Genomic DNA, 17,503 nt, shown 5'->3' with positions numbered 1-17,503 from the left:
TGTGATGGGGGGGGGCTTCGGTTGTGTTTTTTGTTTCCACCCCCCCCCCCCCGGCGGCGGCCGCAAAAAAAAAACTTTCAAACCGCCAAAAAAACCCCGCCCCCCCCCACGTTTTAAAACCCGGGGCGGCGCCGTAACCGTCAGATCACCAGGCCTTTGGTCAGTTCAAGCGCCTGGCGTTCGAACAGCCGGCGGTAGATGCCGCCTTGCAGCCGGATCAGCTGGTCATGCGAGCCCTCTTCGACGATGCGGCCGCGATCGAACACCAAAAGCCTGTCCAGCGCCCGCACCGTCGACAGCCGGTGGGCAATTACCAGCGTCGTGCGGCCGACCATCAAGCGCTCCATCGCCTGCTGGATCAGCACCTCCGATTCCGAATCGAGGCTCGACGTTGCCTCATCCAGGATGAGAATGCGCGCATCGGCAAGGAAGGCGCGTGCGATTGCAACACGCTGACGCTCGCCGCCCGACAGCTTTACGCCGCGCTCGCCGACCAGCGTGCCATAGCCTTTCGGCAAATTGGCGATGAAGTCATGCGCGCTGGCCAACCGCGCCGCGTGCTCGATCTCGGCCTGCGTGGCGGCCGGCCGGGCATAGGCGATGTTTTCGGCCAGCGATCGGTGAAACAGGATCGGCTCCTGCTGGACGATTGCGATCTGTGCGCGCAGCGACGCCTGCGCGACATTGGCAATATCTTGGCCGTCGATCAGGATATTGCCCGCAGTCACGTCGTAGAGGCGCTGGATCAGCTTGACGAATGTCGTCTTGCCGGAGCCCGAATGGCCAACCAGCCCAACCCGTTCGCCCGGCGCGATGTCCACCGAAAAGTCGCGATAGAGCGGCAGGCGGTGGCTGCCATAATGGAACGTTACATTGTCGAAGGTGATACGGCCATCGGTGATCCGGATCGGTTTGGCTCCGGGCCGATCCTCGATGCCGAGTGGTTCGGACTGGAAGTCGACCAGTTCCTCCATGTCGTTGATCGAGCGCTGCAGATTGCGGATATGCGTGCCGATGTCGCGCAGATAGCCTTGCAGCACGAAGAATGAGGTCAGCACGAAGGCGACATCGCCGGCGCTCGCCTGCCCCCACGACCACAAAAGCAGGGAGAACCCGATGACCGCTGCCCTCAAAAGCAGCAGCATCGTCCCTTGCGTGGTGCCGTTGACGGTGCCGCGCATCCAGGTGCGGCGCGTGCGACCGCGCCATTTGGCGATGACCTCGGCAAGCCGCGTCTCCTCGCGTTCCTCGGCGCCAAAACCCTTGACCACGGCGTTGCAGCTCACCGCATCGGCCAGCGAGCCGCCAAGCCGTGTATCCCACGCATTTGCAAGCCTTGCCGCGGGCGCGACATAGCCAAGCGACAGCATCGTCGTCACCGCGATGAACAGAACCGAACCGATGGCGACGACAGCACCCATCAGCGGCCAGAACCAGCCAAGCAGCAGCGTCGAGCCGACGAGCATGACGACCGACGGCAGCAGCGCGATCAGGATCGTGTCGTTGAGCAGGTCGAGCGCCCACATGCCGCGCGTTATCTTGCGCACCGTCGATCCGGCGAAGCTGTTGGCGTGCCAGTCGGTGGAGAAGCGCTGGACGCGGTGGAAGGCGTCGGCGGCGATATCCGCCATCATCTTCAACGTCAGCTCGACAATGGCCATGAAGGCGAGATTGCGCAGCACGACACCGGTGAGCGCGAGGGCAACCAGCATCGAAAAGGCCGCCATCGCCGAGTTCCACGCAACATCGTCGGCCGCAGCACTGCTGGCGACGGCATCCACCAGCCGGCCGGAATAGAGCGGCGTCAGCACGTCGGCCAAGGTCGACAGCAGGAACGTGCCCATAATGCCGGCAAGCCGCCACGGCTGACGCCGCCAATGGCTGAGCGTGAAGCCAAGAACGCTGCGAAAGGCGCCCGCGCGCAAATCTATTCGAAAACGAGCCATGATGTCATTCGGGCACAAACGAGCCCGATCCCGGAAAAGGTCGAAAATTGAAAAAACCGCGTCGGGCGAATTAACACCCAAGGAATTGGCGGCTCGCCCGAATACGGGCGGCGACCGGCATCGACGAACGCCTGTTCTCAGCTCGGCTTCGCCGCAAAGGTAAGAACCTTCTGGCTTGCCGATTGAGACCTAGGCTTCGCGGCCTCGCATAACGATGTCAAATCCTGGCATTTCGGTCCTCCCCAAGGGGATCGCGGAAAGGCGTTTATAGAGACGCCTCAACGCCGCGCCAAGTCAGTAGATAACCCAAAGGGCATCTGGTCCAAGCAGTGAGACGATTTTGCAACAATCGCGGGTTGTGCGCTGCCTCTGTTCACGTTGCCGTGATACGGTCGAGGCGCATATAGCGGCCGTCGGTGGAAGATCTGAAGCCGAGCTTCTCGTAAACCGCATGGGCGTCGTTGGTCGACAGGCTCCAATGCGTGACAGTCTTGCAATCCGGATGATCGATAAGCGCCTGGACAAGCCGGGTTCCGATGCCTTGCCCGCGATACCCGGGCCAGACAATGATGTCGGCGAGATAGGCAAATACCGTACGGTCGGTGATCGCCCGACCAAAGCCGACCTGATTGCCGCCGACATAGGCGCCGACGCACAGTGAGTTGGCAAAGGCGCGGCGGTGCAGTTCATCGCTGCGGCCGCTGCCCCAATAGCTCTCCTTCAAAATGCCGGACGTCGCCCGGAAGTCGATCTGCGACAGGTCAAAGCTGATCTCAAAGTTGGCCATGGCTAAACCGTTATGCAGCCAATCGCCTACCCGCCATCCCTGAACCGGTTGGTGATGGGATAGCGGCGGTCGCGGCCAAAATTCTTCCTGGTGATCTTCACGCCGGGCGCCGCCTGCCGGCGCTTGTATTCGGCGACGTAAAGCAGGTGCTCGACGCGCGTCACCGTCGCCCGGTCATGGCCGCGCGCAACGATCTCGTCGACGCCCATCTCGTTCTCGACCAGGCACTCCAATATGTCATCGAGCACCGGATAGGGCGGCAGCGAATCCTGGTCGGTCTGGTTCTCTCGCAGTTCCGCCGAGGGCGCCTTGTCGATGATATTATTCGGGATCACCTCGCCGGACGGACCGAGCGCACCCGGCGGCACATGCGTGTTGCGCCAGCGCGCCAGCGCATAGACCTGCATCTTGTAGAGATCCTTGATCGGATTGAAGCCGCCATTCATGTCGCCATAAAGCGTGGCATAGCCTACCGACATCTCGCTCTTGTTGCCGGTAGTGACCACCATCGAGCCGAACTTGTTGGAAATCGCCATCAGGATGGTGCCGCGGGCACGGCTCTGCAGGTTTTCCTCGGTGATGCCTTCCTTGGTGCCCTCGAAAAGCTGCGTCAGTGTGTGCAGGAAGCCCTCGACCGGCTCGAAGATCGGCACGATATCGTAGCGGCAGCCGAGCGCGCGGGCGCAGTCCTCGGCGTCCTTGAGCGAGTCCTTCGAAGTGTAGCGGTAAGGCATCATCACGGCGCGCAGCCGCTCCTCGCCCAGCGCATCGACGGCAAGTGCCGCGCAGATCGCCGAATCGATGCCGCCGGAAAGGCCAAGCACGACATTCTTGAAGCCGTTCTTGTTGACGTAGTCGCGCAAGCCCAACATGCAGGCGCGATAGTCGGCCTCCTCCTTTTCAGGGATTTTCGACATCGGTCCGTCAGAGCAGACCCAGATGTCATTCTTTCGCTTCCAGGTGGTGACGTTGACCGTCTCCTCGAACTGGCTCATCTGGAAGGCCAGCGTCTTGTCAGAACCGATGGCAAACGATGCGCCGTCGAAGACCAGTTCGTCCTGGCCGCCAAGCTGGTTGGCATAGATGATCGGCAGTCCGCATTCGATGACCTGGCGGATGACGATCTGGTGGCGGACATCGACCTTGCCGCGATAGTAGGGCGAGCCGTTCGGCACCAGCAGGATTTCGGCGCCGCTTTCGGCCAGCGTCTCGCAGACGGCAACTTCGCCCCAGATGTCTTCGCAGATCGGCACTCCCACGCGCACGCCGCGGAAATTGACCGGCCCCTGGATCTCGGGGCCGGCCTGGAAGACGCGCTTCTCGTCGAACTCACCATAATTCGGCAGATCGAGCTTGTAGCGTTCGGCAAGGATTTTGCCGCCATCAGCAAAGATGATCGAATTGTGCGTGCCGGTCTTGCGCTTCAACGGCGTGCCGATGATGAAGCCCGGGCCGCCGTCGGCGGTATCGCCGGCGAAATCCTCCGCCGCCCGCTCGCACGCCTTCAGGAATGCCGGCTTCAGCACCAGATCCTCAGGCGGATAGCCGGCAAGGAAAAGCTCGGTGAACAGCACGAGGTCGGCGCCTTGGCGGGCGGCATCCGCCCTCGCCTCGCGCGCCTTGGCGAGATTGCCGGCGACGTCGCCGACCGTCGGATTGAGCTGGGCGACGGCGATGCGCAATATGTCTGGAGCGGTCCTGTCTGTCATGCCCGTGGGTTTAGCGCGGCAAAATTCGTCGGGCAATGGCGTTCGTTTGGACCAAACAATCGATCCTATTCGCCCATATATTCGCGCAAGGCTTCCGGCGGATGGTTCTCGCCGATCGACATTGCCAGAATGCGTGAAATGTGTCGGTGCGGCAGCCCGGTTTCCGCCGCCCAGGCGTTGATCTGCGCCTGGATCCTGCCCAAATCCCTCTTCGACGTCGGGCTCTCCGCAATGTCGAATCCGGCATCGCGCAGTGCGGCCGCCATATCGGCCGAGACAACAAAAGCGTCCCACTCCAGCCAGCGCAGAAAATACTGACCGGTATTGCCGCCGAGCCGGCTGCCGTGCTTGCCGAGATAGGCCATCAACCCGACCTGGTCATCCGCCGGCCAATCGGCCAGGAACTTGCCGAAGCTGCCGTGCTCCTTCGACACACGCTCGACGAAGGCCGCGTTGTCGCGTACGGATTTGATCTTCTGCGGATTGCGCACGATGCGCTTGTCGGCGGTGAGATCGTGCCAGAAATCGTCAGGCTGGAACAGCAGCCGCTTCGGCTCGAAGCCAAGAAATGCTTCCTCGAAACCCGGCCATTTCTGCTCGATGACGCGCCAGACGAAGCCGGCGGCAAAGACCCGCTCAGCCATGGTCGACAGGATCCGGTCATCCGCAATCTTTGCCACCGCGGCATTGTCAGGCATTGGACCCAGCAGCGACGTAAGGGCTGCCTCACCGCCTTTGCGTTTTGCTGCACGGGCGCGAATTTTCTGAAAATCCACCATTGTTTCCTGATCCCATCGCGTCAATCTACCACTTCCCGTATGAACCGGCAGCTTCTACCTCATCGCTGACGACGGAGGCGACGATGAACAAAACGATCGAGGACCTGGCAAGCCGCTGGCTGAAGCGAAAGCCGGACGGCCTCAGCGCGCTCGAAAGCCGGGTACTGCAATCTACGCTCGAGCGCACCACGATCTCCAAGGACACCAACAAGGCCGTCGCCTTTCACCAGACGTTTGGAGATCGCCTGGCCGACACCATCGCCCGGATCGGCGGCTCGTGGTCCTTCATCCTGGCATTCATTGGCTTCCTGATCCTGTGGACGGCAGGCAATGTCTGGCTCTTGTCGAGCGCGGCCTTCGATCCCTATCCATTCATCTTCCTCAATCTCGTGCTTTCCATGGTTGCCGCCCTGCAGGCGCCAGTGATCATGATGGCGCAGAACCGCCAGACCGAGCGCGATCGAATCGACGCCGCCCACGACTATGAGGTTAATCTCAAGGCCGAGATCGAGATCATGGCGTTACACGAAAAGCTCGACGAACTGCGCCACAGCCAGATCATCGGCATGCGAGACGAGATCGCCCGGCTGGCCGAGCAGGTGAAGCGCATCGACGACATTCTGTCGAAGCAGCGAACGTCTTCATGACGGAAGCCATCCATCGTCTCATTGAGCAATATGGGTTGGTCGCGGTTTTCCTGGGCTGCGTGGCCGAGGGCGAAAGCGCCGCCATCCTTGGCGGTTTCTTCGCGCATCAGCATGTCTTCGTCCTGTGGCAGGCTTTCCTCGCGGCAGCGCTCGGCGCCTTCGGTGGCGACACGTTCTTCTTCATCTTGGGGCGGAGCTTCGCCGACCATAAATTCGTGATCAGGCTCCGTGCCCGGCCGGGCTTCAGCCACGCCTATCGTCTCGTCACCTCTCATCCCAACATCTTCGTGCTGTCGAACCGCTACATCTATGGCCTGCGCCTGGTCGGTGGTATCGCGGCGGGGCTGTCCGGCATCGCCGCGGCGCGTTTCGCCATCCTCAACGCCATCTCATCGGTGGTCTGGGCGGCGCTGTTCTGCACGGTCGGTTATGTGTTCGGGCTGGGTGCCGAGCGCATCGTCGGCCAGGCGCTGGCCCGCCACGAGCGGCTGCTGATCGCTCTGGCAATCGGCCTCGTTGTGGCTATCCTCGGCTGGCTGGCGTCGCACTTCCTCGCCAAGAAGGAGCTTCGCAAGGGAAGCTGATCGTCAATCTATGCCGAGCGCACGGTCACCCTTTTCCAGGATCAGCGGGATGATCAGGTCTTCCTCGTCGGCAAGATGCCTGGTCAGCATGGCGATCAGCCGGCTGTTCTCGTCGGCATAGGTGTCGGCGGCGAAGCGCTGCTTGACCTCGCTCTCCTGAAGCGTGCGGATGAAGGCATTTGCCGCCTCGGCATTGCGCTCCAGTCCCTCATGGATTGTGTGGTGATCGGCATCGAGAATCTCGAAGCCGCGCTTCAGACGGGTCTCGGCCCTGGCGAAGACCGGGAAATAATGATGGTCCTCGACATTGTGATGGCCGTCGAGATTGCCGAGGAAATGGTTGAGGCGCGGCGCGAACCAGCGCGCGAATTCCGGCGCGTTCAGCCTACCTTCTCGATAATCGCCGATACCACTGGTGAGCATGTCGCCAAGCTCGCGGAACATATCGTGCCGCCGCAGCCACATATTGGCCACGCCGTGAATGTTGGCATGCGCCTGCCAGATCTCGCGCGGATATTTTTCGGCCAGCCAGCACAGATCGTCCGGCAGGCCCTCACGTTCAAGCAGCAGAAATCCGGCGGTATTGGCCATGTCGGTCCCCTCAGACCATGATCCCGAAAAGTGGTACCGGTTTTTCGGAAGAGATCATGGTCAAAACGAGAAATGCAGTGACGGCATGTAGTGTCTGAAACGTCAGATCGGTACCCCGAGGATCCGCTCGACGATCGCGACGCCCCAGACGCCTGCAGCGATTACCACCGAAATCAGCACCGCCAGCGAACCGCAATCCTTGGCCAGTTGGATATCGATGTTGAATTCACGGCTGAACGCGTCGCATGCCGCCTCGATGCCGGTGTTCAGCACCTCGATCATGATCATGAGCAGCACCGCGCCGATCAGCAGCGCATAGCCGCGCCACGATTCCGAAAGGAACCAGCCGAGCGGCAAGGCAAGCACAAGCAGCGTCAGCTCGAGCTGGAAGGCCTCCTCGCTGGCGGCCAGTTTGCGAAACGCCCGCACCGAGTTGTAAAAAGCGTCGATCAGCCGCTGCATGCCAAAACCCTTCGGAATCACCGGCAGGGGATTAGCGCAATGGCTGGACCAAGGGAATAAGGCGACCTCTTCAAAAATCAGTCGCCTGCCACCTTGATCGACGGCGTTGACTTCTCGAACTGCGGCAGCCCGTCGTCGACCGCGTAATAGTCGCCCTTGTCGCCGACGAAGATGTGACATTCCCCTTGAAGTCCGGTTGGCGCGTCGAACAGCCCGGCCAGGACTGAAACATAGCCATCATCCGTCGGCTTCCAGAACAGCAGCGAGCCGCATGTCTTGCAGAAACCCCGTCTGGCAAACGAAGATGCCTCGTACCAGGTGATGCTGTCCGCGCCCGTGATTGTGATGTCGGGGTCGGCAACATTGGTTGCAGCATAAAAATGCCCGCTCTGCTTCCGGCACTGCGAGCAATGGCAGTAGATAACACCGCGCAGCGGTCCTCGTGTCTGGAACCGCACTGCCCCGCACAAGCATGATCCGGTGTGACTGTCAGCCATATCGGCCTCCCGATGCAATTGCCGTCGCTTCGCAGGATTCCAGTTTTGCGTGCGTTAGGCACGAGCAAATGCGACACCGGCCGGACGCGTTTCGCTGACCACCTCGATGATCGAATACGTTCTAATCAGCCGTTGACGGCCTGCTTGTGCTGGACCGGATGGCTCTTCTTGAGCAGATCGGACACCAGGAACGCCAACTCGATCGCCTGGTCGGCGTTGAGGCGCGGATCGCAATGGGTGTGGTAGCGATCCTGCAATTCTTCGGCGGTGATGGCGCGGGCACCACCGGTGCATTCGGTGACGTTCTTGCCTGTCATCTCGATGTGAATGCCGCCGGGATGCGTGCCTTCGGCGCGGTGCACCTCGAAGAACGTCTGCACCTCCTTCAGGATGCGGTCGAACGGCCGTGTCTTGTAGCCGGCGGCCTCGATCGTATTGCCATGCATCGGGTCGGAAGACCACACCACACTGCGGCCTTCCTTCTGTACCGCTCGCACCAGCTTCGGCAGATGGTCGGCGACCTTATCGGAGCCGAAACGAGCGATCAGCGTCAGCCGGCCGGGCTCGTTCTCCGGATTGAGCAGATCGATGAGCTGCAACAGGCCGTCGGGCGTCAGCGACGGCCCGCATTTCAGCCCCAGCGGGTTCTTGATGCCACGGCAATATTCGACATGCGCATGGTCGGGTTGGCGCGTGCGATCGCCGATCCAGATCATGTGGCCAGAGGTGGCGTACCAGTCGCCCGAGGTCGAATCGACGCGAGTCAGCGCCTCTTCATAACCGAGCAGCAGCGCCTCATGGCTGGTATAGAAATCGGTCTCGCGCAGCGCATAATTGGTCTCCGAGGTGATGCCGACGGCCTTCATGAAGTCCATCGTCTCGGTGATGCGGTTGGCGAGCGATTCGTATTTCTCGCCCTGCGGGCTGTCGGAGACGAACCCGAGCATCCATTGATGCACGTTCTCCAGGCTGGCGTAGCCGCCCTGGGCGAACGCACGCAAAAGGTTGAGCGTCGCCGCCGACTGGCGGTACGCCATCTCCTGTCTTGCAGGATCGGGAATACGCGACTTGGCATCGAACTCGATGCCGTTGATGATGTCGCCGCGATAGCTGGGCAGCGTCACACCGCCCTTGGTCTCATTGTCGGACGAGCGCGGCTTGGCGAACTGGCCGGCGACACGGCCGACCTTCACCACCGGTTGAGCGCCGGCGAAGGTCAGTACCACCGACATCTGCAGGAAGACGCGGAAGAAGTCGCGGATGTTGTCCGCGCCATGTTCGGCGAAGCTCTCGGCGCAATCGCCGCCCTGCAGAAGGAATGCGTCACCGGCAGCGACGGCTGCAAGCTGCTTCTTCAGCTTGCGTGCCTCACCTGCAAAAACCAGCGGCGGAAAGGTGGCGAGCTGGGCTTCCGTGTTCCTCAGCGCGGCAAGGTCCGGATAGGCAGGAACCTGCTGGATCGGCTTAGCTCTCCACGAATTCGGCGACCATTTCGTCATCGAAGCACCTAACGCTCTTTCACGCGGACGCCATCGCCCGCCAATCCGGCCCATATGGGGTCGCGGCTGCATACACGAAGCCGAATTCCTATTCTAGACCGGAATCTCAGCGCTGGCGAATGGCACGGCGGGGCGAAAGTACCAGCGCCGTCATGGTCCAGAGCACCAGCGATACCTTGCTACGCAGCCTTCTCCACCAGCCGTGCCAGCTGCGTCATGACAACCGCTGAGCCTGCCAGCCGCTTTTCGGGCGTCGGCCAGTCGCGGCTGAAGACGACGCTCTGGTCCGGCCGGATCTTGGCCAGCGAACCCTGTTCGCCGATGAGTTTGACCAGCCCGACCGGATTGGGGAATTCGCGCTTGCGGAAATGGATGACGACGCCTTTCGGTCCGGCATCGAGTTTTTCGACATTGGCCTTGCGGCAAAGTGCCTTGATGAAGACGATCTTCAATAAATGCTTCACCTCTTCCGGCAGCGGCCCGAAACGGTCGATAAGCTCGGCGCCAAAAGCGTCGATCTCTTCAGTGTTTTCGAGATCGCCAAGGCGGCGATAGAGCGCCAGCCTGAGCTGCAGATCCGGGACATAGCTTTCCGGGATCATCACCGCCGTGCCGACGGCGATCTGCGGCGACCAGCCGCCGTCCTGCACCTCGCCGGAATCCTTCACTTCGGCAACTGCCTCCTCCAGCATCTGCTGGTAGAGCTCGAAGCCGACCTCCTTGATGTGGCCCGACTGCTCTTCGCCAAGCAGATTGCCGGCGCCGCGAATGTCGAGGTCGTGGCTGGCCAGCTGGAAACCGGCGCCTAGCGTATCGAGCGACTGCAGCACTTTCAGCCGGCGCTCGGCTGTATCGGTGAGCTTGCGGTTGGCGGGCAGCGTGAACAGCGCGTAGGCGCGCACCTTAGAGCGGCCGACGCGCCCGCGCAGCTGATAGAGCTGAGACAGGCCGAACATATCGGCGCGGTGTACGATCAGCGTATTGGCAGTCGGAATATCGAGGCCGGATTCGACGATTGTGGTCGACAAAAGCACATCGTACTGGCCGTCATAGAAGGCGTTCATGATGTCGTCGAGTTCGCCGGGCGGCATCTGACCATGGGCCACGGCAACTTTCAGCTCAGGCACGGATTCGCGCAGGAAATCATGGATTTCCGCGAGATCGCTGATGCGCGGTACGACATAGAAAGAATGGCCGCCACGGTAGCGCTCGCGCAGCAGCGTCTCGCGGATGACCAGCGGATCGAAGGGGGAGATGAAGGTACGCACGGCCATGCGATCGACCGGCGGCGTGGCGATCAGCGACAGCTCACGCACCCCGGTCAAGGCAAGCTGCAGCGTTCGCGGGATCGGCGTCGCAGACAGCGTCAGAACGTGGACGTCGGTCTTGAGATCCTTCAGCCGCTCCTTGTGCTTGACGCCGAAATGCTGCTCCTCGTCGATGATCAGCAGGCCGAGATTCTTGAACGAGATCGAGGAGCCGAGCAGTGCGTGCGTGCCGATGACAATGTCGACTTGGCCTTCGGCGACGCCCTTCTTGGCCTCGGCCAGTTCCTTGGCGCCGACTAGCCGCGAGGCCTGGGCGACGCGGATCGGCAGGCCGGAGAAGCGCTGCGAGAAGGTCTTGAAATGCTGGCGCGACAACAATGTCGTCGGCACCACCACCGCGACCTGAAAGCCTTCCATCGCCGCGATGAAGGCAGCACGAAGCGCGACTTCGGTCTTCCCGAAGCCGACATCGCCGCAGATCAGCCGGTCCATCGGCTTTCCTGCGCCCAGATCATCCCTGACCGAATCGATCGCCGTTTGCTGGTCGTCGGTTTCCTCATAGGGGAAACGCGCTGCAAACTCGCCATAGAGGCCTTCCGCCGGCAGCAGCGCCGGTGCGGCCCGCATTTGTCGCTCGGCGGCGATGCGGATCAGCTGCCCGGCCATGTCGAGCAGGCGTTTCTTCAGCCGTGCCTTGCGCGATTGCCAGGCGCCGCCGCCAAGCTTGTCGAGTGTCGCCTCGGCCGAATCCGAGCCATAGCGCGACAGCAACTCGATGTTTTCCACCGGCAAGAACAGCCGATCGTCGCCGGCATAGTGGATTTCGAGGCAATCGTGCGGCGCACCGAGCGCCTCGATGGTGCGCAGCCCGATGAAGCGGCCAATGCCATGGTCGGCATGGACGACGATATCGCCTGAGGACAATGCCGAAGCCTCTGCGATGAAGTCGGACGCGCGCTTCTTGCGCTTCGAGCGCCGGATCAGTCGGTCGCCGAGAATGTCCTGCTCGGCGACGACGATCAGTTTCTCCGTCTCGAAGCCGGATTCGAGCGGCAGCACGGCCAGTCCCGCTTGCCCTGGCTCAAGCTTTTCGGCTTCGGCAAGCGTCGCCACCGGCCTCAGATTGCCAAGATGATGCTCGGCCAGGATTTGGCCGAGCCGGTCGAGCGAACCTTCAGTCCAGCCGGCGACGATGACACGGCGGCCTACAGCGCGCTCGTCGGAAATGTGTTTTACGACGACGTCGAAGACGTTGGCGTTAGGGTCGGCGCGCTCCTCGACGAAGCTGCGACCATGGCGCGCGCCGGCATGGAGCACCTTTTTCGCACCGGCATCGGGCGCATCGAAGGACGTGAAGTCTATCGCTTCGCGCGGGCCAAGCGAAGCAATCAGGTTCTCGGGCGACAGATAAAGCAAATCCGGCGACACCGGCTTGTAGGGCACGGCATCCTTCAAGGCGCCGTCGGCCTGTTTTTTGCGCGCCTCATAATGATCGAGGATCAGCGCATGGCGCTCGGCCAGTGCCTCATGCGCCAGATGATCAAACACCACGGGCGCATCCGGCAGGTAATCGAACACGGTTTCCAGCCGCTCATAGAAGAACGGCAGCCAGTGCTCCATGCCGGCAAACCGCCTGCCCTCGCTGACCGCCGCATAGAGCCCATCGTCGCGCGAGGGCGCGCCAAAGGCTTCGATGTAGGCGCGGCGGAAGCGGCTGATCGTCTCTGGCGTCAGCGCCACCTCGCTCATCGCCTGTAGCGCCATCGACTTGCGCTGGCCGGTGGTGCGCTGTGTTGCGGTATCGAAGACGCGGATCGATTCCAGCGTATCGCCGAAGAAATCGAGGCGCAGCGCCTCAGTCCAGCCGGGCGCGAAGAGATCGAGAATGCCGCCGCGCACCGCGAATTCGCCGATACCGCGCACCGTCGGCACTCGCTCGAAGCCGGAATTCTCCAGCCGCGACACCAGCACGTTCATGTCTATCTGGTTGCCCGGTTTGGCGTGGAAGGTCTGCGCCTCGACGAGTTCAGCCGGCGGAATGCGTTGCAACAGCGCATTCGCGGTGGTGAGGACGACGGCGCGGTGCGGCTTCTTCACCAGCGCAATCATTGCAGCCAGTGCATCGAGCCGCCTTGCGGCGGCATCGGCGCCGGGCGAGACACGGTCGTAAGGCAGGCAATCCCAAGCCGGCAGTTCCAGCACCGGCAGGCCCGGCGCGGCAAAGGCAAGCGCCTCGACGATCGCCGGCAGGCGCTGGCCGTCGCGGGCCACGAACAGCACCGGCTTGTCCGGTGCGATCTCGCGCGCAGCCTGCACCAGCGCAAAGGCTTCGTAGCCGTCGGCGACGCCATCGACAATGAACTGGCCGGCGCGGCCTTTCGGCAGACCGATCGTAGGAATAAGGCTCATGGCTACACGTTGTTCAGAAGGTCAGGGGCCGGCGCGAGGCCAGGATTTTTTGCAGGACGGCACAATCGATAGTCGCCGGGACCGGGCGCTCGCCGGTGACGATGGGCAGGAATTCGGTGTCGGGAATGTCGAGGAGCCTCTCATATTGGTCGATTTCGTCGCCGGTCAAGGCGCCGATCTCGGCATCGGCGAAGCTGCCGAGTATAAGGTCCATCTCGCGCATGCCGCGATGCCACGAACGAAACAGAAGCTTGCGGCGGCGGGCATCGAGGCCCTCGCTGGATCGTTTCGTTCCGGTCATCGTGCAACATCCTTGCCCAGGCGGCGCATATAGCGTGGATAGAAGTCGGTGTCAGCCTTGCGCTACGGCCGGCGCAACATAAGCTGACATCATGCGTCCCTCCCTCCTCGACCCTTTGTTTGTCCCGATCACATCGCTTGCCGGCGTCGGGCCGAAGGTTGGTGCGCTGATCGAGAAAGTCGTGACGGCCGACCTCGGCGACCGGACCGCGCGCGCCGGGGACCTCTTGTTCGTGCTGCCGCATACTGTCATCGATCGCCGCAACCGGCCGGGCATCGCTGGTTCGGCCGAGGGCGCCATTGTCACACTCGACGTACGCATCGACCGCCACCAGCCGCCCCCACGCGGCAACAGGTCGGTCCCGTACCGGGTCTACGCCCATGACGACACTGGCGAGATCGCGCTGACCTTCTTCCATGCCCATGCCGCCTATCTCGAAAGAGCAATGCCCGTAGGCGAGCATGTCGTCGTCTCAGGCCGCATGGAATGGTTCAACGGCCGCCCGACCATGGTTCACCCCGACCATATCGCACTTGCCGGCGACGCGGAAAACCTCCCATTGGTCGAGCCGGTCTATCCGCTGACCGCCGGGCTCTCGGCCAAGGTGCTGCGTCGGGCCATCGGCCAGGCGCTGGCCCGCCTGCCGGTGCTGCCCGAGTGGCAGGACGGCGAGTTCTGGCGCCGCCACGCCTTTCCCGCTTTCGGCGATGCGATCAACCGCATCCACCATCCTGCCGACCCGATCGACGTCTCTGTCGACGGCGCGGCATGGCGGCGCCTTGCCTATGACGAGTTCCTGGCCAGCCAGGTATCGCTGGCGCTGGTGCGGGCCAAGGTCCGCCGATTATCGGGCCGGCCACTCGTCGGCGACGGCCGCATAGTCGAACAACTGCGCGTGGCACTCCCCTATTCGCTCACCATGTCGCAGGAAATGGCGCTTGCCGAAATCAACGCCGATCTCGGTGACCCCGAACGCATGCTGCGCCTTTTGCAGGGCGATGTCGGCTCCGGCAAGACGGTGGTCGCGCTGCTTGCCATGGCGCGTGCCGTCGAGGCAGGCGGCCAGGCGGCATTGATGGCGCCGACCGAAATCTTGGCGCGCCAGCATCTGGCAACTATTGCGCCGTTGGCGGAACGGGCCGGCCTGCGTGTGGCCGTCCTCACCGGCCGCGAAAAGGGCCGCGAGCGCGCCGACACGCTGACCGGGCTGGCCAATGGTGACATCGACATCGTCGTCGGCACCCATGCGCTGTTCCAGGAGACAGTGACGTTCCGTGACCTCGTTTTCGCCGTCGTCGACGAGCAGCACCGTTTCGGTGTCCACCAGCGCCTTGCCATTACCGCCAAGGGCGATGCGCCCGACATGCTGGTAATGACAGCAACGCCGATACCGCGAACGCTGGTGCTGACTGCATTCGGCGACATGGATGTGTCGAAGCTGACGGAAAAGCCGGCCGGCCGCCAGCCGATCCGCACCGTCACCTTGCCGCTTGAACGGCTCGACGAACTGATCGGACGCATGCTCGACGCCGTCGCCGATGACCAGAAAATCTACTGGATCTGTCCGCTGGTCGAGGAATCCGAGGAGATCAAACTGATGTCGGCCGAGGACCGTTTTGCCTCGCTGAAGCCGCTGTTCGGCGACCGCATCGGCCTGGTGCACGGCCGCATGAAAGGCACCGACAAAGACGAGGCGATGCGCGCCTTTAAGCAGGGCGACACCCGTATCCTGATCGCCACCACCGTCATCGAGGTCGGCGTCGATGTGCCTGATGCGACGATCATGGTGATCGAGCATGCGGAGCGCTTTGGCCTCGCCCAGTTGCACCAATTGCGCGGCCGGGTCGGGCGTGGCGACAAGCCTTCATCCTGCGTGCTGCTCTACAAGAACCCGCTTGGCGAGACGGCAAAACGCCGTTTGTCGGTGATGCGCGAGACCGAGGACGGTTTCCGTATCGCCGAAGAGGATCTGAAGCTGCGCGGCGAAGGCGAGTTGCTCGGCACCCGCCAGTCCGGCACGCCGGGCTTCCAGGTGGCGCGCATCGAGGTGCATGCCGACCTGCTTGAGGCCGCTCGCGACGATGCGCGGCTGATCCTGTCGCGCGATCCGGAACTGCAGTCCGAACGCGGCACGGCGCTGCGCCTGTTGCTCTATCTGTTCGGCCGCGACGAGGCCGTGCGGCTCCTGCGTGCCGGCTGAGGCATCGTGTCGAGCGGAGGATTGGCAAGCGCGTGGATCTGCTCGCCGTTCACCGTCATCATTTTGACAGCTGGCGCCACCAGGCCGGCCGACACGATCAGCTTGGCTCCGTCCTCGATCGTCATGTCGAGCGATACGATGTCGGATTTCGGTACATACATCAGAAAGCCTGTCGTCGGGTTGGGCGTACACGGCATGAACACGGCAATCAGCGGATCGCCTTCCCGGTCGAGCTTCTGGTTGATCTCGGTTTCCTTCTCGCTGGCGACGAAGACAAGCGACCAGACCCCTTTGCGCGGATATTCTACCAACCCGACCTGGCGGAACATGTCGCCCTTGTTCGACAGCACGGTCTCGAAAATCTGCTTCAGCGAACGGTAGATGCCGCGCACCAGCGGCATGCGACCAAGCAGGCGCTCGCCGAAGTTGACGATGGCGCGGCCAACGATATTGGCGGTCATAAAGCCGATGAAAGTGATGAGGATCAGGGCAACGATCAGCCCAAAACCCGGCACTGGAAACGGCAGATAGGTGTCCGGATTGTAGCGTACCGGAATGTAGGGTTTGACCCAGGAATCGACCCAGCCGATGAGCGACCAGGCAATGTAGGCGGTAATCGCAAGCGGCGCGCAAACGACGAAGCCGGTCAGGAAATAGTTTCTCAGCCGGGTCATGCCTGAGGTCTTGAGAGCGTCCGACATGGTTCACCGCAGCGTGTGTTTGCAGCGCGACACTACTGAACCGGAAGGCGCTTTGGAATGGCGAAGTTTTTAAACGAGACCTATTCCACCGTTACCGATTTCGCCAGGTTGCGAGGCTGGTCGACGTCCGTACCCATGAACACGGCGGTGAAGTAGGCGAGCATCTGGATCGGCAGCGCGTAGATGATCGGCGAGATGATTTCCGGCACGTCCGGCAAAACGATCGTCTCCATCGTCTTCACCGTAGCGTGCGCCGCGCCCTTGCCGTCAGTGATCAGGATGATCTTGCCGCCGCGCGCCGCCACCTCCTGCATGTTCGACACTGTCTTTTCGAAGATGCGGTCATGCGGGGCGATGACGATGACGGGCATGTTCTCGTCGATCAGCGCGATCGGGCCGTGTTTCAGCTCGCCGGCAGCATAGCCTTCGGCATGGATATAGGAGATCTCCTTGAGCTTCAGCGCACCTTCCATGGCCAGCGGAAAATTGGTGTCCCGGCCGAGATAAAGCACATTCTTGTAGTGCGAGAGGTCGCGCGCGATCTTTTCGATCTGCCCGTCGAGCTTTAGCACCTGGTTGGCATAACGCGGCGCTTCCGACAGTTCGCGTATCAGCGTTTTCTCGTGCTCATGCGAAATCGTTCCGCGCGCCACGCCGGCCCGCACCGCCAGCGAGGCCAGCACGGAAAGTTGGCAGGTGAACGCCTTGGTCGAGGCGACGCCGATCTCCGGGCCGGCTAATGTCGGCAGGATGACGTCGGATTCGCGCGCCATGGTCGATTCACGCACATTGACGACCGCGCCGATCTTCATGCCAGCCTTGCGGCAGTAGCGCAGCGATGCCAGCGTGTCGGCGGTCTCACCCGATTGCGAGATGAAGAAAGCGGCATCGTTCTTCGACAGCGGCATCTCGCGGTAGCGGAACTCCGAAGCGACATCGATGTCGACCGGCAGCCGCGCATAGCGCTCGAACCAGTATTTGCTGATCAGCCCGGCGAGATAGGCGGTGCCGCAGGCCGAAATCGCCAGCCGGTCGATCTTGGCGAAATCGAACGGCAGAGCGAGCGGCTTCGAGGCGCCACCGACGAAATCGACATAATGCGCCAGCGTGTGCGAGATCACTT

The 17,503-nt window shown here is 62.2% G+C and carries 15 protein-coding genes; 3 read left to right on the top strand and 12 right to left on the bottom strand.

The features are described from left to right. Positions 1 to 140: 140 nt before the first annotated feature. The 4 genes from NKI79_RS32180 to NKI79_RS32165 all read right to left on the bottom strand — a co-directional run bounded on the left by NKI79_RS32180 (position 141) and on the right by NKI79_RS32165 (position 5,221). Positions 141 to 1,946 (bottom strand): ABC transporter ATP-binding protein, encoded by a 1,806-nt coding sequence (locus NKI79_RS32180; RefSeq protein WP_352807267.1) that lies wholly within the window; start codon positions 1,944 to 1,946, stop codon positions 141 to 143. Between the two features lie 373 nt (positions 1,947 to 2,319). Next, complete coding sequence (locus NKI79_RS32175; RefSeq protein ID WP_352807266.1) at positions 2,320 to 2,733, bottom strand: GNAT family N-acetyltransferase; 414 nt, start codon at positions 2,731 to 2,733, stop codon at positions 2,320 to 2,322. Positions 2,734 to 2,759: 26 nt separating this feature from the next. Continuing rightward, the gene (locus NKI79_RS32170) at positions 2,760 to 4,442 is read right to left on the bottom strand and encodes an NAD+ synthase (protein ID WP_352807263.1); all 1,683 of its coding nucleotides are present in this window, start codon (positions 4,440 to 4,442) and stop codon (positions 2,760 to 2,762) included. A gap of 65 nt (positions 4,443 to 4,507) precedes the next feature. Further along, on the bottom strand, positions 4,508 to 5,221 hold the full coding sequence (locus tag NKI79_RS32165; protein ID WP_352806917.1) for a DNA-3-methyladenine glycosylase I: 714 nt from the start codon (positions 5,219 to 5,221) through the stop codon (positions 4,508 to 4,510). Positions 5,222 to 5,304: 83 nt separating this feature from the next. Between NKI79_RS32165 and NKI79_RS32160 the strand changes: the two genes are divergently transcribed. After that, positions 5,305 to 5,868, top strand: a complete 564-nt coding sequence (locus NKI79_RS32160) for a DUF1003 domain-containing protein (RefSeq protein WP_254820163.1) — start codon at positions 5,305 to 5,307, stop codon at positions 5,866 to 5,868. Continuing rightward, complete coding sequence (locus NKI79_RS32155) at positions 5,865 to 6,452, top strand: DedA family protein (RefSeq protein ID WP_352636793.1); 588 nt, start codon at positions 5,865 to 5,867, stop codon at positions 6,450 to 6,452. The genes NKI79_RS32160 and NKI79_RS32155 overlap by 4 nt, the downstream gene beginning before the upstream one ends. A gap of 3 nt (positions 6,453 to 6,455) precedes the next feature. Here NKI79_RS32155 and NKI79_RS32150 read toward each other — a convergent pair whose 3' ends face one another. The 6 genes from NKI79_RS32150 to NKI79_RS32125 all read right to left on the bottom strand — a co-directional run bounded on the left by NKI79_RS32150 (position 6,456) and on the right by NKI79_RS32125 (position 13,479). Continuing rightward, positions 6,456 to 7,043, bottom strand: coding sequence for a hemerythrin domain-containing protein (locus NKI79_RS32150; protein WP_352806913.1), 588 nt, complete (start codon positions 7,041 to 7,043; stop codon positions 6,456 to 6,458). A 102-nt stretch (positions 7,044 to 7,145) separates the two neighbouring features. Beyond that, on the bottom strand, positions 7,146 to 7,505 hold the full coding sequence (locus tag NKI79_RS32145; RefSeq protein WP_254820160.1) for a diacylglycerol kinase: 360 nt from the start codon (positions 7,503 to 7,505) through the stop codon (positions 7,146 to 7,148). 77 nt (positions 7,506 to 7,582) lie between these two features. Then, positions 7,583 to 8,002, bottom strand: a complete 420-nt coding sequence (locus tag NKI79_RS32140) for a GFA family protein (protein ID WP_352479013.1) — start codon at positions 8,000 to 8,002, stop codon at positions 7,583 to 7,585. Between the two features lie 125 nt (positions 8,003 to 8,127). Beyond that, on the bottom strand, positions 8,128 to 9,501 hold the full coding sequence (locus NKI79_RS32135) for a class II 3-deoxy-7-phosphoheptulonate synthase (RefSeq protein ID WP_254820158.1): 1,374 nt from the start codon (positions 9,499 to 9,501) through the stop codon (positions 8,128 to 8,130). A gap of 179 nt (positions 9,502 to 9,680) precedes the next feature. Further along, the gene (gene mfd / locus NKI79_RS32130; RefSeq protein WP_352806908.1) at positions 9,681 to 13,178 is read right to left on the bottom strand and encodes a transcription-repair coupling factor; all 3,498 of its coding nucleotides are present in this window, start codon (positions 13,176 to 13,178) and stop codon (positions 9,681 to 9,683) included. A 13-nt stretch (positions 13,179 to 13,191) separates the two neighbouring features. Next, positions 13,192 to 13,479, bottom strand: coding sequence for an FAD assembly factor SdhE (locus tag NKI79_RS32125; protein ID WP_352650500.1), 288 nt, complete (start codon positions 13,477 to 13,479; stop codon positions 13,192 to 13,194). Between the two features lie 91 nt (positions 13,480 to 13,570). Between NKI79_RS32125 and recG the strand changes: the two genes are divergently transcribed. Continuing rightward, complete coding sequence (gene recG, locus NKI79_RS32120) at positions 13,571 to 15,679, top strand: ATP-dependent DNA helicase RecG (RefSeq protein WP_352807256.1); 2,109 nt, start codon at positions 13,571 to 13,573, stop codon at positions 15,677 to 15,679. Here the strand turns inward: recG and NKI79_RS32115 are convergent. Then, a complete protein-coding gene (locus NKI79_RS32115) occupies positions 15,631 to 16,380 on the bottom strand; it encodes a DUF502 domain-containing protein (protein ID WP_352650496.1) in 750 nt (249 codons plus the stop codon). The two genes, recG and NKI79_RS32115, sit on opposite strands and share 49 nt — an antisense overlap. A gap of 80 nt (positions 16,381 to 16,460) precedes the next feature. Continuing rightward, the coding region (glmS, locus tag NKI79_RS32110; protein ID WP_352807253.1) for a glutamine--fructose-6-phosphate transaminase (isomerizing) at positions 16,461 to 17,503 on the bottom strand (1,043 nt) is incomplete at its 5' end.

It is taken from the genome of Mesorhizobium sp. M0340 (genome assembly GCF_040321535.1).
Lineage (GTDB): Bacteria > Pseudomonadota > Alphaproteobacteria > Rhizobiales > Rhizobiaceae > Mesorhizobium.
Note: the sequence above shows the minus strand (reverse complement) of the source record. Positions and strands in the feature narration are given on the sequence as shown.